This window comes from Streptomyces coeruleorubidus (assembly GCF_028885415.1).
GTDB lineage: Bacteria > Actinomycetota > Actinomycetes > Streptomycetales > Streptomycetaceae > Streptomyces > Streptomyces coeruleorubidus_A.
In genome coordinates this window covers 6,653,075-6,674,500 of record NZ_CP118527.1, presented here as the reverse complement: position 1 = coordinate 6,674,500, position 21,426 = coordinate 6,653,075, and the positions used below count along the sequence as shown (strand labels likewise).

24 protein-coding genes are annotated in these 21,426 nt (G+C 70.9%); 16 read left to right on the top strand and 8 right to left on the bottom strand.

The window, feature by feature from the left end; translation table 11 throughout:
* Positions 1-16: 16 nt before the first annotated feature.
* Positions 17-277, bottom strand: coding sequence for a transposase domain-containing protein (locus tag PV963_RS31185; protein WP_274819488.1), 261 nt, complete (start codon positions 275-277; stop codon positions 17-19).
* A gap of 465 nt (positions 278-742) precedes the next feature.
* Here PV963_RS31185 and PV963_RS31180 point away from each other — a divergent pair, with 465 nt between their 5' ends.
* Both PV963_RS31180 and PV963_RS31175 read left to right on the top strand, forming a co-directional pair.
* Complete coding sequence (locus tag PV963_RS31180) at positions 743-1,006, top strand: CopG family transcriptional regulator (protein ID WP_274819487.1); 264 nt, start codon at positions 743-745, stop codon at positions 1,004-1,006.
* Entirely contained in the window at positions 1,003-1,416 is a 414-nt protein-coding gene (locus tag PV963_RS31175; protein ID WP_274819485.1) for a PIN domain-containing protein, read from the top strand. The genes PV963_RS31180 and PV963_RS31175 overlap by 4 nt, the downstream gene beginning before the upstream one ends.
* A gap of 40 nt (positions 1,417-1,456) precedes the next feature.
* On the opposite strand, the gene PV963_RS31170 is transcribed toward PV963_RS31175, so the two are convergent.
* Positions 1,457-1,720, bottom strand: coding sequence for a hypothetical protein (locus PV963_RS31170; protein WP_274819484.1), 264 nt, complete (start codon positions 1,718-1,720; stop codon positions 1,457-1,459).
* A gap of 106 nt (positions 1,721-1,826) precedes the next feature.
* Between PV963_RS31170 and PV963_RS31165 the strand changes: the two genes are divergently transcribed.
* Entirely contained in the window at positions 1,827-2,423 is a 597-nt protein-coding gene (locus tag PV963_RS31165) for a TetR/AcrR family transcriptional regulator (protein ID WP_274819482.1), read from the top strand.
* A 115-nt stretch (positions 2,424-2,538) separates the two neighbouring features.
* On the top strand, positions 2,539-2,976 hold the full coding sequence (locus PV963_RS31160) for an Asp23/Gls24 family envelope stress response protein (protein ID WP_274822169.1): 438 nt from the start codon (positions 2,539-2,541) through the stop codon (positions 2,974-2,976).
* Between the two features lie 25 nt (positions 2,977-3,001).
* Here PV963_RS31160 and PV963_RS31155 read toward each other — a convergent pair whose 3' ends face one another.
* Together PV963_RS31155 and PV963_RS31150 are read right to left on the bottom strand one after the other, a co-directional pair.
* Complete coding sequence (locus PV963_RS31155) at positions 3,002-3,349, bottom strand: AzlD domain-containing protein (RefSeq protein WP_274819480.1); 348 nt, start codon at positions 3,347-3,349, stop codon at positions 3,002-3,004.
* A complete protein-coding gene (locus PV963_RS31150) occupies positions 3,346-4,089 on the bottom strand; it encodes an AzlC family ABC transporter permease (RefSeq protein WP_425540961.1) in 744 nt (247 codons plus the stop codon). Before PV963_RS31150 ends, PV963_RS31155 begins: the two co-directional genes overlap by 4 nt.
* 69 nt (positions 4,090-4,158) lie before the next feature.
* Here PV963_RS31150 and PV963_RS31145 point away from each other — a divergent pair, with 69 nt between their 5' ends.
* Entirely contained in the window at positions 4,159-4,728 is a 570-nt protein-coding gene (locus PV963_RS31145; protein ID WP_274819478.1) for a helix-turn-helix domain-containing protein, read from the top strand.
* 171 nt (positions 4,729-4,899) lie between these two features.
* Positions 4,900-6,708 carry a hypothetical protein gene (locus PV963_RS31140; RefSeq protein WP_274819476.1) on the top strand — a complete coding sequence of 603 codons (1,809 nt, stop codon included), beginning with the start codon at positions 4,900-4,902 and terminating at the stop codon, positions 6,706-6,708.
* A gap of 33 nt (positions 6,709-6,741) precedes the next feature.
* Here the strand turns inward: PV963_RS31140 and PV963_RS31135 are convergent, their stop codons facing one another.
* Positions 6,742-7,785 (bottom strand): Ku protein, encoded by a 1,044-nt coding sequence (locus PV963_RS31135; protein WP_274822167.1) that lies wholly within the window; start codon positions 7,783-7,785, stop codon positions 6,742-6,744.
* 54 nt (positions 7,786-7,839) lie between these two features.
* Here PV963_RS31135 and ligD point away from each other — a divergent pair, with 54 nt between their 5' ends.
* Positions 7,840-8,721, top strand: coding sequence for a non-homologous end-joining DNA ligase (gene ligD / locus PV963_RS31130; protein ID WP_274819474.1), 882 nt, complete (start codon positions 7,840-7,842; stop codon positions 8,719-8,721).
* A 52-nt stretch (positions 8,722-8,773) separates the two neighbouring features.
* On the opposite strand, the gene PV963_RS31125 is transcribed toward ligD, so the two are convergent.
* The gene (locus PV963_RS31125; RefSeq protein ID WP_274819473.1) at positions 8,774-9,577 is read right to left on the bottom strand and encodes a nuclease-related domain-containing protein; all 804 of its coding nucleotides are present in this window, start codon (positions 9,575-9,577) and stop codon (positions 8,774-8,776) included.
* A 99-nt stretch (positions 9,578-9,676) separates the two neighbouring features.
* Between PV963_RS31125 and PV963_RS31120 the strand changes: the two genes are divergently transcribed.
* From PV963_RS31120 to PV963_RS31095, 6 genes are all read left to right on the top strand, one after another.
* Positions 9,677-10,180 carry a protein-tyrosine phosphatase family protein gene (locus PV963_RS31120; protein WP_274819471.1) on the top strand — a complete coding sequence of 168 codons (504 nt, stop codon included), beginning with the start codon at positions 9,677-9,679 and terminating at the stop codon, positions 10,178-10,180.
* A 1,069-nt stretch (positions 10,181-11,249) separates the two neighbouring features.
* Complete coding sequence (locus PV963_RS31115) at positions 11,250-12,038, top strand: hypothetical protein (protein WP_274819469.1); 789 nt, start codon at positions 11,250-11,252, stop codon at positions 12,036-12,038.
* Entirely contained in the window at positions 12,035-13,288 is a 1,254-nt protein-coding gene (locus tag PV963_RS31110; protein ID WP_274819468.1) for a sensor histidine kinase, read from the top strand. The genes PV963_RS31115 and PV963_RS31110 overlap by 4 nt, the downstream gene beginning before the upstream one ends.
* Before the next feature lie 123 nt (positions 13,289-13,411).
* Positions 13,412-13,816 carry an SH3 domain-containing protein gene (locus tag PV963_RS31105; protein ID WP_425540960.1) on the top strand — a complete coding sequence of 135 codons (405 nt, stop codon included), beginning with the start codon at positions 13,412-13,414 and terminating at the stop codon, positions 13,814-13,816.
* Between the two features lie 52 nt (positions 13,817-13,868).
* Positions 13,869-15,233: an FtsW/RodA/SpoVE family cell cycle protein gene (locus tag PV963_RS31100; RefSeq protein WP_274819465.1), complete on the top strand. Its 1,365-nt coding sequence runs from the start codon at positions 13,869-13,871 to the stop codon at positions 15,231-15,233.
* Positions 15,230-16,690 carry a penicillin-binding transpeptidase domain-containing protein gene (locus PV963_RS31095; protein WP_274819463.1) on the top strand — a complete coding sequence of 487 codons (1,461 nt, stop codon included), beginning with the start codon at positions 15,230-15,232 and terminating at the stop codon, positions 16,688-16,690. Before PV963_RS31100 ends, PV963_RS31095 begins: the two co-directional genes overlap by 4 nt.
* 15 nt (positions 16,691-16,705) lie before the next feature.
* Here PV963_RS31095 and PV963_RS31090 read toward each other — a convergent pair whose 3' ends face one another.
* Complete coding sequence (locus tag PV963_RS31090; protein WP_274819462.1) at positions 16,706-17,305, bottom strand: Uma2 family endonuclease; 600 nt, start codon at positions 17,303-17,305, stop codon at positions 16,706-16,708.
* Positions 17,306-17,495: 190 nt separating this feature from the next.
* On the opposite strand from PV963_RS31090, the gene PV963_RS31085 reads away from it, so the two are divergent.
* Positions 17,496-18,434 carry an AurF N-oxygenase family protein gene (locus PV963_RS31085; RefSeq protein WP_274819460.1) on the top strand — a complete coding sequence of 313 codons (939 nt, stop codon included), beginning with the start codon at positions 17,496-17,498 and terminating at the stop codon, positions 18,432-18,434.
* A 55-nt stretch (positions 18,435-18,489) separates the two neighbouring features.
* Here PV963_RS31085 and PV963_RS31080 read toward each other — a convergent pair whose 3' ends face one another.
* Positions 18,490-19,203 (bottom strand): hypothetical protein, encoded by a 714-nt coding sequence (locus PV963_RS31080; protein WP_274819458.1) that lies wholly within the window; start codon positions 19,201-19,203, stop codon positions 18,490-18,492.
* 277 nt (positions 19,204-19,480) lie between these two features.
* On the opposite strand from PV963_RS31080, the gene PV963_RS31075 reads away from it, so the two are divergent.
* Together PV963_RS31075 and PV963_RS31070 are read left to right on the top strand one after the other, a co-directional pair.
* Positions 19,481-20,488: a hypothetical protein gene (locus PV963_RS31075; protein ID WP_274819456.1), complete on the top strand. Its 1,008-nt coding sequence runs from the start codon at positions 19,481-19,483 to the stop codon at positions 20,486-20,488.
* Positions 20,489-20,768: 280 nt separating this feature from the next.
* Positions 20,769-21,422 carry a TetR/AcrR family transcriptional regulator gene (locus tag PV963_RS31070; RefSeq protein WP_274819454.1) on the top strand — a complete coding sequence of 218 codons (654 nt, stop codon included), beginning with the start codon at positions 20,769-20,771 and terminating at the stop codon, positions 21,420-21,422.
* The last annotated feature ends 4 nt before the right edge of the window (positions 21,423-21,426 follow it).

Here is a 21,426-nt window from a genome sequence, read left to right as displayed (position 1 = left end):
GCGGCGGTGTGCAGCGTCATGCCGTCCACGGCGACCAGGCGCAAGCCCCGGCAGAAGGTGCGGGACTGGCCTCGTCGGCGACCGGGCCGGAAAGAATCGCGAACAGGCGGCGCAGCGGTGCGCTGCCCACACGGCACCTCGCCCGCGACAGCAACGAGGCGCACGGGCGCGCTACCGGCACGACGCCGAGCCCGGCCGTGAGCTTGGCCCGTACCGCCTGGCAGGAGGACCGCTCGAAGAAGGCGAAGGCGAGCACGAAGTACACCACGACGCGCACCGGTGTCCTCGAGTACTGCATCGACCAGCTCGGGACAGATGATCTGCGTCAACTCGCCCAGATGGCACTCAATGGGTTCTATTCGAGGATGTAGCGAACATGCGGGCCGCCGAAGTAGCCGCAGATGATGTGCAGCTGGCGTTGGCGGCGGTGGAAGAACCTGCGGGTTTCGGTTTCGGCAGGGACTCACCCGCTGTCTGCATGCCTGCCTCGATGTACGCCGACCCGCCAGACTCGTCAGCGACGCCCCGCCGGACGGCCCGACCAGCGCGGCGCCGAGCTCGTCCGCTGGCGCCCTCGCGTCCGTCGCGCTTCCCGCGGAGACGTTTCTGCCGGCCCGCGCCACCTCTCTGACCAGATGAACGCTTCAGGCCCAGGCTGCACGCAACAGAAGCGAGCCATAGGGGGTCTCTCTGCCAGGTGGACTCCGGCGCCCAGGGGAGGATGAGGGGTAGGATGAGTAGCATGAGCGAGCCTACCGGCAAGTATTCGATCACTATGCCGCGCGACATCGCCGAAGCCGCCAAGGCCCGCAGCGGCCCCTCCGGGCTGTCCGCCTACGTGGCCGCCGCCGTGGCCCGTCAGATCGAACGCGACAGTCTCAACGAGCTCATCCAGGTCGCCGAGGCCGAGCACGGGCCCGTCACGGACGAGGAGATCCAGACTCTCCGCGATCAGCTCCACCAGGCCCGGCAGGAACAGACACAGGACGGGACGAACGCCGCGTGACCCGCCCTGCCGCCACCCCCGGTGGCACCCTGGTCCTGGACAGCGAAGGGCTGGCCAAGGCCGTGCTACGCGATCGCACAGTCACCGGCTGGCTCGCCCTCGCACGCGCCGACGACCTGCGAGTGATCACCTCTGCGGCAACCCTCGTTGAGGTGGTCCACCCGCGGATCAACCGGCCGGCCCTGGAGTGGACACTGTCCCGCCTTGTCATCGAACCGATCACAGAGCCCATCGCCCGCCACGCCGCCGCACTCCTCGCCGACGCCGGGCTGCACGGCCACACGTACGCCATCGACGCCATGCTCGGCGCCACCGCCCTCGCCGCCCCGGGACCTGTCACGATCCTCACCTCGGGTCCCGAGAACCTCACTGCGCTGTGCGGCCGGCGCGTCACAGTGATCAAGATCTGACGATCCATTGTCGCGGCACCAACCATTCCTGCCGAGCCGCTCAAGGCCGGCCACGACCCCGGCTCTTGGCGAAGTGGCGGCGTGCCGCCGTCGCCAGCAAGGCCGCACCCGCGCAGCCGACCAGGAGCGTTCCCCATTCAGGGACGTGGGCTGCCCGTAGGAGGCCTGCGACGCCGAAGCTCGTGTTCCAGCCGGCCTCTGTGATGGCCGAGCCGAAGCCCTGGATGGCCAGGATGGCGCCGAACAGCCAGAGCAGGCCTTGACGCGAGCTGGTGTTCGTGGTGTTGAGCTGCCGCTTTGGCATGACGGGACCCCTCCGGGAGTTCTTTTCGATGCGGGCGCATCACATAGTGCAGGGTCGGCGGATATGATGCAAGCGCATCGGAAAAAGGTTCGGAGAGGAGCGGCCCGTGCCCAAGCAGGTCGACTACGAGGAGCGGCGGCTGCGGATCGCGGAGGCGGTGTGCGCTCTGATCGCGCGTTCCGGGATGGAGGCCGTCAGTCTTCGGGACGTCGCCGCCGAGGCGGACGTGTCCATGGGGGCCGTGCAGCGGTGCTTCCGGAGCAAGGAGGACATGCTGCTGTTCGCTCTGGAGCACATCTCACAGCGCGTCAGCGAGCGCGCCAACCAGCGCATCGCCGCGACCTCCACCCCACAGGCCGCGTCCACCCTGCTGTCGCACACGCTGGCCGAACTCGCCCTGCTGGACGAGGAGTCGAGGGCCCAGGCGCATGTGTGGCTGGCCTTCGTCAGTCATGCTCCCGCCAGTGAGAGGCTCGCCGCCGTCCTGCACGAGACGTACGGCAAGCTCCATGACCTCGTCGTGTGGCTCATCCGCTACGGCCAGGACAGCCGGGAGATCCCGCAGCATCTCGACGCCGCCCAGGAGGCCGATACGCTCCTCGCCGTAGCCGACGGTCTCACCGTTCACGTTCTCGCGGGGCATCACTCCGCGGAGACGGCGTCGGCCGTCCTTCAGCGTCACGTCGAGTCGCTGTTGCGGTGAGCTGCCGTCCGGGGGATTTCGGCACTTTCGCCCCATAGGCACCATTGTTCTACGGTGGATACGGGTGGAAAGAACGACGCTGCTCATACCCGCACCGATCATCGAGGTGACGGCCATGACGGAGACCACACAGCGCAGAGACACCGCTCCCCCTGAGGCCCGGGGAAGCACCACGATCGCGGACACGGTCGTGGCGAAGATCGCGGGCATGGCTGCCCGGGAGATCCCCGAGGTGCACAACCTCGGCGGAGGGATGACCAGGGCCTTCGGGGCCGTGCGTCAGCGCGTGCCCGGTGGGGGCGGTGGAGTCACCCAGGGGGTGAAGGTGGAGGTCGGTGAGCGCCAGGCCGCCGTCGACCTCGACGTGGTCGTCGAGTACGGCGCCGCCATCGCCGACACCGCCGCGGACATCCGGACCAACGTCGTCAACGCGGTGGAGCGGATGACCGGGCTGGAGGTCGTCGAGGTCAACATCGCCGTCGACGACGTCCATTTGCCGGACGAGGAGGAGGAAGAGGGAGAGTCCGAGCAGGAGGGGCGGCGCGTGGCCTGAGGATCCAGGTCCCCCGAAGGGAGTGTCACGGGACCCCCGCCAGTCGCAGTAGTGCCGTCGTGCCCGCCGACGCCAGTACGACGACGAGGAACGGGGCCCCGCGCCAGGCGAGCACTCCGCCGGTCAGGATCCCGAGCGGTCGGGCGGGGCCTGTGAAGGCGTGGTCCTCGGTGAGGGCGGACGTGGCGGCCAGGGCGGCGAGCAGGAGGACCGCCGAGACCTCCAGCAGTTTCCCGGCGCGCTCCGGGAGCGTGAATCTCGCGCGCAGGGCCGGCCCGGAGAGGCGGAGCAGGAAGGTGCCGGCCGCCAGGGCGAGCATCGCCGCCAGCGTCGGCAGCGGCGGTATGGCGGCGACGCTCGTCGCATCGCTCATCGCATCGCCTCTTTTTTCGTCCTGGCGGCGAACAGGGGCAGGGCGGCCAGCGCCAGCAGGACCGGCAGGCCCGCCGGCAGGAACGGGGTGACGGTCAGGGCGAGGGCCGCGCCGGCCAGTGCCGTGCGCCGCAGAGGCCTGTCCTTCAGCGCGGGCAGGATCAGCGCCAGGATCACCGCGGGGAACATGGCGTCCAGGCCGAGGGCGTCGGTGTCCCGCACGACGCCGCCGAGCAGTGCGCCCAGCGCGGCGCCGACGGGCCAGCAGATCAGGATGCCCACGCCGCAGAGCCAGTACGCCGCCCGCTTGCGCTCCGGCTCGTCCTGGGCGAGGGCGAAGACGACCGTCTCGTCGTTCATGAGATGCGCGCCCAGCGCTCGGCGCCAGCCCTGCCCGAGGACGTCGGGTACGGCCAGGCCGAACGGCAGATGGCGCGCGTTGACGAGCAGCCCGGCCAGCAGCGCGGCGAACGGGCTGCCCCCTGCGGCGATGATCCCGACGAACAGGAACTCGGACGAGGCGGCGAGGACGAGCACCCCCATCAGGACCGGGAACCACCAGGCGAACCCGGATGTGACCGCGACGGCGCCGTACGACAGGCCGACCACCCCTACCGCCAGGCAGACCAGCGCGATGTCGCGGAACAGGGAACCATCCGGTGGGCCATCCGGTGGGCCATCCGGTGGGCCATTCGGTGGGCCATCCGGTGGGCCATTCGGTGTTCTCCAAAACGAACGCATGATTTTTATACTGAACAGCGTTATGGTGTTCGTCAAGACGAACGAGCGAACACCCGGAGCGAACACGCCATGTCCGACGCCGCCCCCGCCCCCAAGCCACCGATCGAGGTGATCGCCGCGTCGCTACGGGCGGAACGCGTCCGGGCGGGGCTGTCCCTCACCGAGGTCGCCCGCCGGGCCGGGCTCGCCAAGTCCACGCTCTCCCAGCTGGAGTCGGGCACCGGGAATCCGAGTCTGGAGACGCTGTGGGCGCTCTGCGTGACCCTGGAGATCCCCTTCTCGCGGCTTGTGGCCGTGGAGCGGCCGCGGGTGCAGGTGATCCGGGCGGGGGAAGGACCGGCCGTCGGGTCCGAGCAGAGCGACTACCGGGCCACGCTCCTCGCCGCGTCCCCGCCCGGAGTCCGGCGGGACGTCTACAACATCGCCGCCGAGCCCGGGCCGCAGCGCTCCTCGGCGCCGCACCCGCCCGGAGTCGTCGAACACGTCGTGATCAGCGCGGGCCGGGCCCTGGTGGGCATCGCCGACGAGCCGGTGGAACTCCGCCCGGGCGACTACATCTGCTATCCGGCCGATGTCCCGCACGTCTTCCAGGCGCTGGAGCCCGGCACTCGCGCGGTACTCGTCTCCGAGCACCACTGAGCATCCACGACCCCCCGCCCCCTGTAAGCGTTTCCGGTCGAACGTCTTGCCGTTCCGCCAGTATTGACGGGTACTCAGCTCGGTGCTTCCATCGCAGCTGTGAAAACGCTTTAACCGCCGAGGCTTCCGGCCACCGGTCGACGCGGTCAGCCCGAAGGAGACGGAGTTGTCATGCGCATGAGGATTACCGCGGCATTCCTGGCCGTCTGCGCCACACTCACCGTCGCCGCCGCGAGCCCCGCCCCGACGGTGAAGGCCGCGCGCGTGATGGAGAACCTCGGCCGCGGCGTCGTGGCCGTGCGCTCCAGCAGCACCCAGGTGCTGGTCTCCTGGCGGCTGCTGGGGCTCGACCCGGAGGGCATCGGGTTCAACGTGTACCGGTCCACGGCCGGCGGCGCGTACGTGAAGCTCAACTCCGGTGTACTGACCGGCGGGACGAACTACACCGACTCCACGGCCGATCTCACACGCACCAACAGCTACCGCGTGACCCCGGTCGTCGGCGGTCGGGAGCAGGCACCCAGCACTGCCTTCACGCTGTCGGCCGGCCATGCCGTGGAGCCCGTGGTGCGCGTGCCGTTACGGCCCGGCGGGGCGGTGAAGTTCGTCTGGGTCGGCGACCTCGACGGCGACGGCGAGTACGACTACGTCGTCGACCGGCAGACCTCCCCGCAGAAGCTGGAGGCGTACAGCGGGGACGGCGACTTCCTCTGGGAGGTCGACCTGGGTCCGAACAGCCGGAACCAGGACAACATCGAGCCGGGGTCGTCCGCGATCGACCTGGGCCACTGGGACGGCGTCACGGTCTACGACTTCGACAGCGACGGCCGTGCCGAGGTCGCCCTGCGGATCGCAGACGGGGTCAGGTTCGGCGACGGGACGACCTGGACGCACGAGAACGACGCGCGGCAGTTCATGGCCGTACTCGACGGCCGGACCGGAGCGCTGCGCAACTGGTCCGCCGTCCCCACGACGTATCTGGCGGACGGCCCGATGGCCGCGCGCCTGGGGGTGGCGTATCTCAACGGCACCACGCCGAGCCTGGTCGCCTACATGAAGAACCGTCGGGACGACGGGGCCTTCAACCTGATGATGGGCGCCTGGAAGTTCGACGGCGACTCGCTGGACCGCCAGTGGACGTGGCAGCGCGGCGGCCAGGACGCACCCGACGGGCACAACACGCGCGCCGTCGACGTCGACGGCGACGGGACGGACGAGGTCGCCGAGATCGGGTTCGTGCTGGGCGGCAACGGTTCGCTGCGCTACTCGATGGGGCCGAAGGGCATCGTCCACGGCGACCGCTTCCACATCGCCGACATGGATCCGAGCCGCCCGGGCCTGGAGGGCTACGGTGTGCAGCAGAACAACCCGAGCGGCCTGCTCGAGTACTACTACGACGCCGCGAACGGCAACGTGATCTGGCGGCACGGCGGCGGTCCCGCCGACGTCGGACGCGGCATGGCGGGTGACGTCGACCCGCGCTCGACCGGCATGGAGGTCTGGTCCTTCTCGGGCCTCTACAACGCGGCAACCAACCGGCTCGCCGAGCCGGACACCTCGCTGCGCCCCTGGCCGCAGCTGGGCCTGTGGTGGGACGGCGACCTCACCATGGAGCTGCTCAACGACGGCAAGATCGAGAAGTGGGACCCGGCCCGTCCGACGCCGAGCGGCAGCCTGCCCCGGCTGGTCAGCACCTGGAACCACGGCGCGGTCAAGGCCGCCCAGGGCGGTCCCACCCTCGTCGGCGACCTCTTCGGCGACTGGCGCGAGGAGGCCGTGTACACGAACGCGTCCTACGACGAGCTGATCGTCTTCACCACCAACCAGCCGACGACCCACCGGCTGTACACCCTGGCCCACAACCCCGCCTACCGGAACGCCATGACGTTCAAGGGCTACATGCAGTCCCACCACGTCGACTACTTCCTCGGAGCGGGGATGGCCAGGCCGCCGCGGCCGGACATCGTCTACGCGCCGTGAGAGGTGCGGCGGCCGGACGAGGAAGGCCGCGGGTCAGGCCGGGTGCTTGCGCGAGGCCGACTTCTTCGCGGGCGTCTTCTTCGCGGTGCTCTTCGCGGTGCTCTTCGACGCGGTCTTCTTCGTGCCCTGGCCGGACTTGGCGGTCGACTTCCTCGCGGATGCCGTGGTCTTCTTGGCCGCCGTCTTCTTCGCGGTGGACGCCGACTTCTTGCCGCCGGTCTGCTTGGGCGCCGCGCGGGCCGTCTTGCGCTGCGGGAGCGACTTGACCTCGGTGTGCTCGCCGGCCTCCTCGCCCCGGGACTCCCGTGCCGCGCGGACGCTGTTCTCCAGGGCCGCCATCAGGTCGAGGACCTTGCCGCCCGCGGCCGGCTCGGGGGCCTGCGGCAGGGCCTCGCCGGCGGCCTTCGCGGCGATGACCTCCTCCACCGCCTCGCGGTACTCGTCGTGCAGGTCCTCCAGGTCGACCTCGCCCAGGGTGTCCATCAGGGCGTCGGCCAGGTCCAGCTCCTTGTCCCGGACCGTGACGTCGGTGTCGGGGGCCACGCCCTCGGGGGCGCGCACCTCGTCCGGCCACAGCAGGCCGTGCATGGCGATGGCGTCTCCGACCACCCGGAGCATGCCCAGGCGTTCCCGGCCCCGCAGGGCGAACTTGGCGATCGCCACCTTGTTGCTGCGCTTCAGCGCCTCTCGCAGCAGGGTGTACGGCTTCGCCGCCGGGGCGCCGCTCGCCTGGAGGTAGTACGCGGCGTCCATCTGGAGCGGATCGATCCGGTCGCCCGGGACGAAGGCGACGATCTCGATCGTCTTGGCCGTCGGGATCGGCAGGCTGGACAGGTCCTCGTCGGTGATCGGGATGATCGAGCCGTCCGCGTCCTCGTAGCCCTTGCCGATCTCCCCCTGGGTGACCTCCCGGTCCTCCAGCTCACAGAACTTGCGATAGCGGATGCGGCCGCCGTCCTCGGTGTGGATCTGGCGGAAGGAGATCGAGTGGCTCTCGGTGGCGTTCACCAGCTTGATCGGAATGCTGACCAGGCCGAAGGAGATGGCGCCGTTCCATATGGATCTCACGTGCAGCACCCTTCCGGTCACTCTCGGGAGTGTTTGTCACAGTTCGCGTGGGATTCTTATCGTATGGCGCCTATCACAGAGGTGGAGGGACGACGGCTCCCGCTCAGCAATCTGGAGAAGGTGCTGTATCCCGCCACCGGCTTCACCAAGGGCGAGGTCCTGCACTACTACGCGACCGTCGCCGAGGTCCTGCTGCCCCATCTGCGCGATCGGGCGGTGTCCTTCCTGCGGTATCCGGACGGGCCGGACGGGCAGGTGTTCTTCACGAAGAACGTCCCGCCGGGTACGCCCGACTGGGTCACCACCGCCGAGGTGCCGCGAGTCGAGGGGCCCTCGCGGATGGTCCTGGTGCAGGACCTGCCGAGCCTGATGTGGGCGGCCAACCTCGTCACGGAGTTCCACACCCACCAGTGGCTCGTCGACTCGCCGGACGAGGCCGACCGCATCGTCTTCGACCTGGACCCGGGAGCGCCCGCGAGCATCGTGCAGTGCTGCGAGGTCGCGCTGTGGCTGCGCGAACGGCTCGCGGCGGACGGCTTCGAGGCCTACGCCAAGACCTCCGGGTCCAAGGGGCTGCATCTGCTCGCCGCCGTGCGCGGGGCGTCCTCCGAGCGGGTGTCCGAGTACGCCAAGGAGCTGGCCGTCGAGGCGGAGAAGGCCATGCCCCGGCTCGCGCTGCACCGGATGACCAGGAACCTGCGGCCCGGGAAGGTCTTCGTCGACTGGAGCCAGAACGCCGCGCGCAAGACCACGGCGACCCCCTACACCCTCCGGGCCCGCCCCGAGCCGACCGTCTCGGCGCCCGTGACCTGGGGGGAGGTCGAGGAGTGCGGCTCGCCCGGGCGCCTGGACTTCCACGCCACCGACATCGCACCGCGGGTGCAGGACTACGGCGATCTGCTCGCGCCGCTCCTCGAAGCGGGCAGCGCGGGGCGGCTGCCTTAGCTAACCGGAGGCCTGGCAGGACGCCCTGAGCCAGGGGCCTGGCGGCACGCCCTCACACCCGCGTCCATGTGTTCCGGTCCCGGGCCATCGCGTGCAGGGCCTCCACGTCCGCCGGTTTCAGGACGCCGCCCTGGCGGGTCAGGGTCTGCACCTCCAGGTCCGTGAGGACGCGGACCTCGCGGGGTGCGGCCGGGACCGACACGGCCGTCGGGCCGACCAGGGCGAGGACGGGGCGGACCTCCGCCGTCAGGGCGTAGGAGGCGCGGTCGGCGTCGGCGCGGACGCGGCGGAGCAGGGCGGCCGGTTCGCGGCGGCCCAGGGTGACCATGGGGTCGGCGACCGTCACCCGCTGCTTGCGCGCGTACAGGGTGTGCAGGGCGAACAGACCGCCGGGGCCGATCAGCAGGTGGTGGATGCGGCTGCCACCGGGGAGCGGGACGGAGTGCACGGCGTGCCAGCCCGCACCGTCCATGCGGTCCAGGGCGTCCCCGACCGTCTGCTCCGCCTCCAGGGCCCGGCGGCGCGGGTCGGGGCGCAGCCGGCGGGCCGGGCCGGGGTCGCGGTCGAGGGCGACGATGAGGGCCTCGCCGGGGCGGTTGGGGGCCAGGTCGTCGTCGGGGTGCAGGGTCAGACGGGCGAGCTCGGCGGGGGTCGGCACCGGGGGCGGCCCGACCGTCACGGGGCCGGTGATGAAGGGCCCGAGGGCTCGCAGGACGTCGTCCTCACGGTCCTCGCCCAGCAGATTGACCCGGCCCGCCTCACGGTCGTACCAGGCGATGTTCCTGCCGTCCGGGAGGCAGACGTACAGCCGCTCCTGACCGTGCCGCCAGGTCGGTATGACGCGCAGTCCGTCCATGCACCATCACCCCAGACCATGGGAACAGGCGGGGTGCTGCGGGGGCAAGAACCCGGTTACCTTTGAGAGGAGTTGGGCGGTGATGCTGGGGAGGCGTCGTTGCGTACCCGCAGGAAACCCGATGTGCCGGCTCCGGAGAGTCCCTGGAGCGAGGTCGTCCCCGGGTTGTGGATGGGCGGCCACGAGTACACCGGCGCCTTGGGCCATCCGGAGTTCGCCGTCGTACGGGACGAGTTCGACCTCGTGCAGACGCTGCTGCGGCTGCCGGGACACGGGCCCGATCCGGACGTCCGGCACCACGTCTGGCCCATCCCCGACGGGCCGCTCGACGGGACGCAGCTCGCCGGTGTGATCCGGCTGGCCGAGGCCGCGTGCGAGGCGCTGGACGAGGGCCGCAAGATCCTTGTCCGCTGTTACCACGGGTACAACCGCTCCGGCCTCGTCGTCGCGCACGCGCTGATACGGCGGGGAAGCTCCGCCGACGCGGCGATCCGGCTGATCCGGGACCGCCGTTCGCCCTGGGCGCTGCACAACGAGCTGTTCGTCGAATACCTGCGGGCCGGGCTGGTGACGGCCCGGCTGCTGGAGGAGCTCACCGAGTAGGGCGGCAAACGGACTCCCTGGCGCGCAAATAGGACTTCCCTACGAATAAGGTGTACGGGGCCGACGGTCGGTCCGAGCCGTGTGATCACCCTCGAACCGCAGGAGTGCAGTGCCCGTCAGCCGCCCCGGAAGCCGCGTCGACAGCTTTTCCGACCGCCCCGATGACCTTGCCGGGCGCTCGGATGGCTTTTCCGGCCGCTCGGGTGGACCTTCCGGGGGTTCGGGTGGACCTTCCGGCCGCTCGGGTGGACCTTCCGGAGGTTCGGACCGCCCTTCCGGAGGTTCGGACCGCCCTTCCGGAGGTTCGGATGGCCCTGTCGGCCGCCCCGACGGCTTTCTCGGCCGTTCTGACAGACTTTCCGGCCGCCTCGGAAGCCGCCTCGGGCGCCCGGGAAGCCTGCGGGGCGGGCCGGGAAACCAGCCGGGCCGACCGGAAAGCCAGCCGGGCCGCTTGGGAAACCTGTTGGGCCGACCGGGACGCCGCATCGACCGCGAGGAAAGCCTGCCGGACCGACAGGGCAGCCAGCCGGGTCGCCCGGAAAGTGTGCCGGCCCAACGAGGAAACCTCCCCAGGCAACCGGGAAGTCTGCCAGGCCGACCGGAAAGCGGCCTCGGCCACTTCGGAGACTCACTCGGCCGCATCGGAAACCCGCCCGACCACCTCGTAAGCCGCCTCGGGCAGCCGGGATGCCTGCCGGACCCACCGGGAACCAGCCTCGACCGCATCGGAGACCTGCCCGACCACCTCGGAAGGCGCCCCGACCCCCCAGGAACACTGCCGGACCCACCGGGAACCAGCCTCGACCGCATCGGAGACCTGCCCGGTCACATCGGAAACCCACCCAACCACCCCGGAAGCCGCCCCGACCCCCCAGGAACACTGCCGGACCCACCGGGAACCAGCCTCGACCGCATCGGAGACCTACCCGACGACCCCGGAAGCCGCCTCGGCCGCCCCGGAAACCACCCCAGGCACCCCGGAACCCTGCCGACCCCACCGGGAACCAGCCCCGACCACCTCAGAGACTCACCGGCCCGCGCCGAAAACCCGCCCGGCCAGCTCGGAAACATGCCGGCCCGCCTCGGAAACCCGCCCGGCACCGACGGAAGCCGTCGCCGGAGGCCCGGGAAGGGCGTCCGGCGTGCCGCCGTCATCGGTCTCCTCTTGGCGACCGCCGTCGGGTGTGGGGACGCCGGTGGGCTGGAGGGTGCCGGTGCGACGCCTACGGCGGTCGGGCCGGCCCGGCTCTGGCCGGAGCTGACGCCGGCGTCCAGTCCGGCCTTCGAGATCGGTGAGGTGAACACCGAGGTGGTCAAGGGCGTCAAGGTCCCCGGCGACGACATCCGCCGGGTGGACCCGGTCGGGGTCGTCCGGGCCGAGATGGCCGCGAGCCCGGGCGACTACGACGGCGACAAGGCGCCGTACCGCGACACGAGCCGCAGGATGGCCGACTGCGGCAAGGGCCCGGAGCACGGACGCTGCCCGGTCCTCAGGCCGTACTACCGGGACCTGACCGGCGACGGGCGCGACGACCTGGCGCTGGGCTTCCGGCTGCTGCCCGGCAAGACCACCGCCGTGCGCGTCTACACCGTCGAGAAGCACCGGCTCGTGCAGGTGATGGCCTGGGAGGACGCGCTGAGCGGCGTCGAGCTGGCCGGGCGTTCCCTCGTCATCCGCTCGCCGTCCGAGGTCGCGGGCTACGAGTACCGCCTCCAGTGGACCTGGGACCGGGACCAGCGGGCCATGCTCCTCACGCAGGACGAGATGGTGCACACGGGCCCGCGGAGCCACTCCCGGCACCCCTCCGCCGCGCCCTCCCCCGCCCCCTCGGTCTCCCCCTCGGCGAGCACCGGATGAGACCCACGCTCCCCCGGTGGTCCGGGACGCTCGCCGCGAAGGCCGCCGCCTTCATCACCGTGATGTGCTGCGCGCTGGCCGCCCTGCTCGGCGTCCTGGTGCACGTACAGGTGACGAACCAGACCGTCGGCCAGGCCCGCGACCAGGCGTTGCAGCGGCTGACGCAGGCGACGGAGCGGTACGAGGCCGGGGACTCGCTCAAGCGTGGCGCCGGCGTGGATCCGCCGGGCCTGCCCCGGCCGCTGCGGAACCTGGCGGTCGCCGGGGACCGCGGCACGATGGTCGCCGAGCTCCAGGGGCGCCCCACGATGTGGGCGGCCGGGCCCGCCGACGGCGACCGGGCCCTGGCCGTGGCGGTCGACTACTCGCAGCAGGCCCGCACCATCGCGGGCCTGGACCGGGCGATCCTGTGGTCTTCGGGGCTGGCGATCGGGGCGACGCTGCTGGTCGGCGCGTTCGCGGTGACGCGGGTGACGCGGCGGCTGCACACCACGGCGCTGGTGGCCCGTCGGATCAGCGCGGGCGACCTGGACGCGCGGGTGAACGACCCGCGTACGGGCCCGCGTACGAAGGCCCCGGCGCGCCCGCAGGACGAGGTGGCCGCGGTCGCCGCCGCGCTGGACTCCATGGCGTCGTCCTTGCAGGGCAAGCTGCTCGCGGAGCAGCGGTTCACCGCGGATGTCGCGCATGAGCTGCGCACGCCGCTGACCGGGCTGCACGCGGCGGCCGAACTGCTGCCGCCCGGCCGCCCGACCGAGCTGGTGCGGGACCGGGTGGCGGCCCTGCGCACCCTCACCGAGGACCTGCTGGAGATCTCCCGGCTGGACACCGGCCGGGAGCGGCTGGAGCTGGACACCGAGTTGGTGGGGCCGTTGGCCGAGCGGGTGGTGCGGGGCGCGGGGAACGACACGCAGGTCAGGGTCGTACGGGATGTGGCCGTGGAGACGGACCGGCGGCGGCTGGAGCGGGTGCTGGGGAATCTCGTGACGAACGCGCACAAGCACGGGCGGGGGCCGGTCGTGCTGACGGTGGACGGGCCGGTGGTCACCGTTCGGGACAACGGGGACGGTTTTCCGGAGTATCTGCTGGCGCACGGGCCGCAGCGGTTCCGTACGGAAGGCGGGGTCAAGGGGCATGGGCTGGGGTTGACCATCGCGCTGGGGCAGGCCGAGGTGTTGGGGGCGCGGCTGGAGTTCGCCAACGCCGAGGACGGGGGAGCGGTGGCGACCCTGAGACTGGCGGCGGAGTGAGAGCTCGGGGAGGTCGGGGCGCGTTCTCCTATGGCCCACTGTGACGGGCGGCGGCAGGAGGGCGCTCCTAATGTGGCGGATAGTCAGCTTCGGCACCTTCGCCCCCACATGGAGGTAACCCCCGTGTCTCTGCGCTCCCGCCTCTCCATAGCAACCGCCGCCGGACTCCTCGCCGCCGCGGCCGCCGTCACGCCCGCCGCAGCCGCGCACGACGACTTGGACCCGAGCGGCGGCAACGGAAACCACCACGGCCACCACGACCCCAGCGGTGGCAACGGAAACCACCACGACCCGCGCCTCTACAGGGGCGTCGTCACGGCGAACACGCTGGCGCTGCGCAGCGCCCCGAACCGCGGCTCGCAGATCATCCGGCACGCCCACAAGGGCGACATCGTCAGCATCTTCTGCAAGACCGGCGGCGAGACCGTCGAGGGCAACCCCCTCTGGTACCTCCTCACGGACGGCACCTGGGCCTGGGGCGCGGCCCGCTACATCGACAACATCGGGCCCGCGCCACGCTGGTGCTGACTTTCGCTCACCCAAAGGCACACAAGACTCACTGTTTGGGTAAGTTCCGGACATGAGCAAGGCCGGAATCACCGTGGCGACGGCGGACCCGCCCGCGCCCGCCGTCCGCCGCCTCCCCCGGCGCCGGGGCATCGAACTCGCCCTCATCGTCCTGGCCGTACTGCTGTCCGTGTACGGCTACTGCGCCGTCGGCCTCGCCCAGCACGGCACCCTCCCGCCCGGTGCCGCCGGCTACGGCGCCGGGCTCGGCGTGCTCGCGCTGCTGGCGCATCTGGCCGTACGCCTGCGGGCCCCGCACGCCGACCCGCTCCTCCTGCCCATCGGCGTGCTGCTCAACGGGCTCGGCCTGGTGCTCATCTACCGGCTCGACCTGGAGACCCCGGGCGACCGGGCGGCACCGGCGCAACTGGTCTGGTCGACTCTCGGCGTGACGCTGTTCATCCTGGTCGTCCTGCTGCTGCGCGACCACCGGGTGCTCCAGCGCTACACGTACGTCTGTGTCGTCGCCGCGCTCGTGCTGCTCACCCTGCCGATCCTGTTCCCGGCGGTGAACGGCGCCCGCATCTGGATCCGGATCGCCGGGTTCTCCATCCAGCCGGGCGAGTTCGCGAAAGTGCTGCTGGCGGTGTTCTTCGCCGCGTACCTGGCCGCGAACCGCAACGCCCTCGCCTACACCGGCCGCCGCATCTGGAAGCTCCGGCTCCCCACCGGCCGGGTCCTCGGCCCGATCGTCGCCGTCTGGCTGGTCAGCGTCGGAGTCCTGGTCCTGGAGCGGGACCTCGGCACCTCCCTGCTCTTCTTCGGCCTCTTCGTCGTCCTCCTCTACGTCGCCACCGGCCGCACCGGCTGGATCGCGGTCGGTCTGCTGCTGGCCGCGCTGGGGGCGGTCGCCGTCGGCCGGCTGGAGCCGCATGTGCACAGCAGGATCGAGACGTGGCTGCACCCGTTCGCTTCCATCGATGCGGGCGAGGGCCCGAACCAGCTCGCCCAGTCCCTGTTCGCCTTCGCGGAGGGCGGCATGCTCGGCACCGGCCTCGGACTCGGTCACTCGGTCCTCATCGGCTTCGCCGTGAAGTCGGACTTCATCCTGGCCACGGCCGGCGAGGAACTCGGCCTGGCGGGCCTGTCCGCGATCTTCCTCCTCTACGGCCTGCTGGTGGAGCGCGGCTACCGGGCCGCTCTCGCCGTGCGCGAGCCCTTCGGGCGACTGCTCGCCGTCGGCCTCGCCTCGCTCGTGGCGCTCCAGGTGTTCGTGATCGCGGGCGGGGTGACCGGCCTGATCCCGCTGACCGGCATGGCGATGCCGTTCCTCGCGCAGGGCGGCTCGTCGGTGGTGACCAACTGGGCGATCGTGGCGCTGCTGGTCCGGGTCAGCGACTCGGCACGCCGTCAGTACGACGGGCCGGGCACCCCGTGACGCGGCACATCCGGCACGCCGGCGTCTTCTGCGCCCTGCTGCTGGTGGCGCTGCTGCTGAACGCCGCCCGCGTCCAGGTCGTCCAGGCCCCCGAGTACGACCGCAGCCCCGCCAACCGCCGCCCCGACATCGCCCGTTACCAGGAGCCGCGCGGCGACATCCTGGTCGACGGCCGGCCCGTCACCGGCTCGAAGGACACCCGCGAGCACCTGCGCTACGAACGGACCTACACCGACGGCCCGTTGTACGCGCCGGTCACCGGTTTCGCCTCCCAGCTGTACGGAACGACGCTCCTGGAGCAGGCCGAGGACGGCATCCTGTCCGGCACGCACCCGATGCTCGCGCCGTTCCCGCTGTGGAACGACTTCACGCGGGCACGCAGCCGCGGCGGCGACGTCGTGACGACCCTCGACCCGGCCGCACAACGGGCGGCGTACAAGGGACTCGCCGGGCGCAAGGGTGCGGTGGCGGCGCTGGAGCCGTCGACCGGCCGGATCCTGGCCCTGGTGTCCGCCCCGTCCTACGACCCCCAGCCGCTGTCCGGCAACGGGGCCGCGGCGACCAGGGCGTGGCGGCGGCTGAACGCCGACCGGGACCGACCGATGCTCAACCGGGCGGTACGGCAGACGTATCCGCCGGGCTCGACCTTCAAGGTCGTCACGGCGGCCGCCGCGCTGGACGCCGGCGTGGTCAAGGACCTCGGCGCGCCGACCGACTCCCCCGACCCGTACACCCTGCCCGGGACGCGGACCCGCCTGACGAACGCGTCCCGGGGCTGCCGGGACGCCTCCGTGCGCGAGGCCTTCACCCTCTCCTGCAACACGGTGTTCGCCAAGCTCGGCGTGGAGGTGGGGGTGACGGACATGACGGCCACGGCCCAGGCCTTCGGCTTCAACGACTCGGCGCTCAGGGTCCCCTTCGCGGTGGCACGGTCCACCTTCGACACCTCGCTCGACAAGGCCCAGCTCGCCCTGTCGTCGATCGGCCAGTACAACACCCGCGCCACACCGCTCCAGATGGCGATGGTCGCGGCGGCCGTCGCCAACGGCGGTCAGCTGCGGGAGCCGTACCTGGTGGAGCGCACGACGCGGCCGAGCGGCAGCACTCTCGCGACATCCGGCTCGCGCGCGGTCCGCCAGGCGATGTACCCCTCGACCGCGGTCCGGCTGCGCGCGCTGATGCGGGAGGCGGTCGAGAACGGCGGCGGTCGCCGGGCCGCGATCCGGGGCGCCAAGGTGGGCGGCAAGACCGGCACCGCCCAGCACGGCCTCGGCAACTCGGGCATGCCGTACGCCTGGTTCGTCTCCTGGGCGCAGGGCGACCGCGACCTGGCGCCGCGGGTGGCTGTCGCGGTGGTCGTGGAGGACGCGGAGGCGGCGCGCGGGGACATCAGCGGGGGCGGCGACGCGGCGCCGATCGCGCGGGCGGTGATGGAGGCGGTGCTCAAGTCCCGCTAACGGACGCCTAGTTGATCAACGGCGGCGGTTGATGGCGGTGAGGTCGATGTCGACGGGGAACGGGACGGTCAGCTCGAGCTTGTCGTGGAAGATGCCGGTCAAGCCGTAGGCCTGGGTCGCGGGATCGAGTTCGTAGACATAGACCACCGGAAGCCCCTCGTTCTCCTCGACGCGCCAGTAGTGCGGAATCCCTGCCTGCGCGTACTTCCGCGGCTTGACCTCACGGTCCCGGTCCTCCGAGTCCTCCGAGACGACCTCGACGGCGATGACGACGTCTTCAGGTCGGTACCAGGTCTGCCTGGGCCCTGTGTCGGCACCCGCGCGGAACACCAGGACATCGGGTTCCGGCCGATTGCGCTCGTTCAGCTTGATGGTCATCTCCCGGATGACGTCGAGCTCCTCCGGCACTTGGTCCAGCAGGGCGTTGTCCAGCAAGCGGATGGCACGCGAGTGGAAATTGGTCTGCGGACTCACGAAGACAAGGCTCCCGTCGATCAGCTCCGTGTGCGGAGGAAGGTTGGGAAGCTCGTCGAGGTCGTCCGCCGTCCAGCCACCCTGCGGCGGACGAGGCCACTGGTAGTCGTCGTCCAGCCCGTAGTCGCGTGCGGCGCTCATGGTTGCTCCCATGTGACGGAGTCTGCCTGGCACAGCCAGCGTACCCAGGGGAATATGCCGATTCGCCCCGTCGAACGAGTGATCAACCGCCGGGTCGTTGACCAGAAGTGGCGCGCAGGGGATTGACGACCTTGCTGACAGGCAGTCTCATAAGGGCAACAGTGACGTGTGCACAACGAGGTGGGCAGCCATGACGACCCTGACGGAAGCCGACGCGCTCGACGGCCTGCGCGATGCCCTGGGCCTGCTCAAGGACCGGGAACAGGTGGCCCAACGGCTGCTCGACTCCTCCGCCAAGCACTCCTTCGACCCGGACGAGGAGCTGGACTGGGACGCGCCCTTCGAGGAGGGCAAGTGGTTCTGGCCGCCGGAGCTGGTGTCGCTCTACGACACCCCGCTCTGGAAGCGGATGGGCGAGGAACAGCGGATCCTCCTCTCCCAGCACGAGGCGGCGGCGCTGGCCTCCCTCGGCATCTGGTTCGAGATCATCCTCATGCAGCTGCTGGTCCGGCACATCTACGACAAGGCCGCCACGAGCGCGCACGTGCGCTACGCACTCACCGAGATCGAGGACGAGTGCCGGCACTCCAAGATGTTCGCCCGTCTGATATCCCACGGCGGCACGCCCTGGTACCCGGTCAGCCGCGTGCACCAGCACCTGGGCCGCCTGTTCAAGACCATCTCCACCACGCCCGGCTCCTTCACGGCCACGCTGCTCGGCGAGGAGGTCCTCGACTGGATGCAGCGCCTGACGTTCCCCGACGAGCGGGTCCAGCCCCTCATCCGCGGCGTCACCCGCATCCATGTCGTGGAGGAGGCCCGCCACGTGCGCTACGCCCGCGAGGAGCTGCGGCGCCAGATGGTGACGGCCCCCAAGTGGTCCCAGGAGTTCACCCGCATCACCTCCGGGGAGTTCGCCCGGGTGTTCTCGGTGGCGTTCGTGAACCCCGAGGTCTACACGAACGTCGGCCTGGACAAGCGGGAGGCTCTCGCGCAGGTGCGGGCGAGCGGGCATCGCCGCGAGGTCATGCAGAACGGGTCCAAGCGGTTGACGGACTTCCTTGACGACATCGGGGTGTTGCGGGGGGTCGGGCGGCGGTTGTGGAAGTCGTCGGGGTTGCTGGCCTGAGAAGGACGGCCGACTGGACGCCCCACCCGGTATGTCCGGGCGGGGCGTCGCGGTGTCACTGCCGCTCGTCTTCCCCGTCGCCCTCTGGCTTGAGTCGGTCGTCGATGCGGATGGTCACGGGGTCGCAGTCGCCACCGACGTGAGGGTCTCGGGCGATCTCGTCGACGATGTCGCCGATGCGCTGGTGGAGATGGTGGGCGATGGCCTGGGTACCACGCCCGGCTTCGGCATCGTGCCTCACATCGTCGAGGCTGGTGAGAATGGCGACAAGACTGGGCCCGGAGAGGCCGGCCATGACGATGCCATGGGTCTCGCTGACGGCGCCGGGGATGTGGAAGTGCTGATCCGCCCCGGCGTGTTTGACCAGGAACTCCCAGGTATCGCGGTGGGCGTGAAGGACGGCGGCGGAGATACCGGCGGCCGCCCGAAGCGTTTCGGGGTTCAGCGAGTCGTCGTCCGACATCCGCGACTCCGGCCGGGCGACCGGCTCGGGCCGCTTGTCCTCCTCCGCGATCGAGGGCGGCACCGGTTCCGGAGCGGCCGGCTCCGCCGCCGGGGAGGCCGCCGTGCGGAGTTGATCTCCGAGCTGGGCGATGGAGCCGCGAAGGGCGACGAGTTCGTCGCCGATGTTCGCGACGGGACCGGTGACGATGTCGTTGGTTCGGGTCAGGGCCTCACGTGCGACGGCCCGGATCTCCGCGAGTCCGGTAGTGATGGCGGCTGTGGCGTCCTGCCGATTCTGATCGATGGTGTGCTGCTGGTCCGTCACTTGCTGTTTGACGGCCGTGAGTTCGGCTGTGACGTGACTGAGCTGGTCGCTGATCCGGCGAAGGAGCTCCCTGTCATCTCGGCCGAATGGCACGTTCCCCCCTTATGGTCACCACTGACCCTGAAAGGGTGAAGCCGGGGCAAGTCCCCGGCAAGAACGCGATCCGGCCATCCCCGCATCACGAAAGCGAACCCGGGTCAGGTCATGTCCATGCAGGGTGACTACTGTCCTCCTTGAACTCGTCACCCTCCGTGGCCCTCAAGGAGATCACCACCGCATGTCCCCCCACACCACCCGTCTCGCACCGCTGCCGCGTCTCAAGGTCGCCGCCCTCGGGGTCACGACCGCTCTCGCCCTGACCGCGTGCGGCGGCCAGGCCGCCTCGGACTCCGGCGCCGATGACACCCCGCAGGGCGTGGTCACCCAGGCCGCCGCCAAGAAGATCGCCGACCGCTACGAGGAGGTCAACAACAAGGCCAATGCCGCGCAGGACGAGAAGCTCCTGGGGACGGTCGAGGCGGGTCAGGTCTACGCGATGGACAAGGCCGTCTACACCCTCTTCGAGACCTGGCCGAAGAAGGAGCAGAAGTCCTACGCCGAGCCCTTCTCCTACCAGGACCGCGAGTACGTGATCCCCAAGAAGGGCACCGCCACCTGGTTCGCCGTCCGGGCCAAGTCCAGCGTGGACCGCAAGAACAGCGTGCTGCTGGTCTTCGACAAGGTCGGCGGGACCTACAAGATGGTGCTGTCCCTCTGGGCCGACAGCGGCGAGCCCCTCCCAGAGATCGCCGTCGACCGTCACGGTCTCGCCGAGGCCGTAGACCCCGGCACCAAGGTCGGCAAGCTCGCCCCCTCCGACCTCGGCGCCGCCTACGAGGACTTCCTCGAGACCGGCGGCAAGAAGGAGGGCAAGGCCCTGGCCTCCACGAAGCCGGTCGAGAACGCCAAGCAGACCTACCAGCGGAGCAGCACCGAGGGCGCGGCCGACGGCAAGGCCACCGAGAAGTTCTTCACCAAGCCCCCGGCCGACCCGAGCGTGTACGCCCTGCGGACCGCCGACGGCGGCGTCCTGGCCCTGTTCCCGGCCGCCCACAAGCAGGAATCCCTGCTGAAGGAGTCCTACCGCTCCATCGCCGATCTCGTCCCCAACGACGAACAGTCCGCTCTCGGCGCCACCAGTGGCGCCCTCATCACCGACGTGTTCGAGGGCCAGGGCCTGGCCGAACTGACCGACAAGACGGCTCGGATCACCGCCGTGGACTTCCAGCACGTCGACGCCCGCTAGAGGACGGCCCGGCCCCCCACGCAGCAGCCGCACCCGCCGGCCTACGGAAGGGGACGTGTCGGGGGGTGTCCGCCCGCAGCGGTTGGCGCGTCAACGGACAGTCAGTCGGCGTCCGACCCCATCGCGCCGTTCCGAGGACGGCCCCCCGGCGTGGCCCCGACCCACCACCACAGCGCAGGCGAAGGCGCGCACCCCCACCACACCCGCACAGGCTGCCGCAGGCACCCCGCCCAACCGCCGGAGGCACCCGCAGCCCCCGCCCCCGATTACGCTGCCAGTCATGACACCAGCCGCCCCCACCCCCGCCTACCGGCGACTCAGCGTCGAGGAACGCCGCAGCCAGCTCCTCACCTCCGCGCTGAACCTCTTCGCGCACCGGGCCCCGGAGGACGTGTCCCTGGACGACGTGGCGGAGGCGGCCGGGGTCTCGCGGCCCCTGGTCTACCGGTACTTCCCGGGCGGCAAGCAGCAGCTGTACGAGGCCGCCCTCCGCTCCGCCGCCGACGAGCTCCGGCACTGCTTCGACGAGCCCCGCGACGGCGCCCTGCTCCCCCGCCTGTCCCGCGCCCTCGACCGCTACCTCACCTTCGTCGACGAGCACGACGCCGGCTTCAGCGCCCTCCTCCAGGGCGGCAGCGTCGTCGAGACCTCGCGTACCACCGCCATCGTCGACGGCGTACGCCGCGACGCCGCCGAGCACATCTTCCGGCACCTGGAGGTCACCGAGCCCGGCCCGCGGCTGCGGATGACCGTCCGGATGTGGATCACCGCCGTCGAGGCGTCGTCGCTCATCTGGCTCGACGAGGACAAGCAACCCCCCGCCGAGGAGCTGCGCGACTGGCTCGTCGAGCAGTTCCTGGCCATGCTGTCGGTGACCGCCCGCCGCGACCCGCAGACCGACGCCCTGGTCCGGGCCCTCGCCGAGGATGTCTGACACT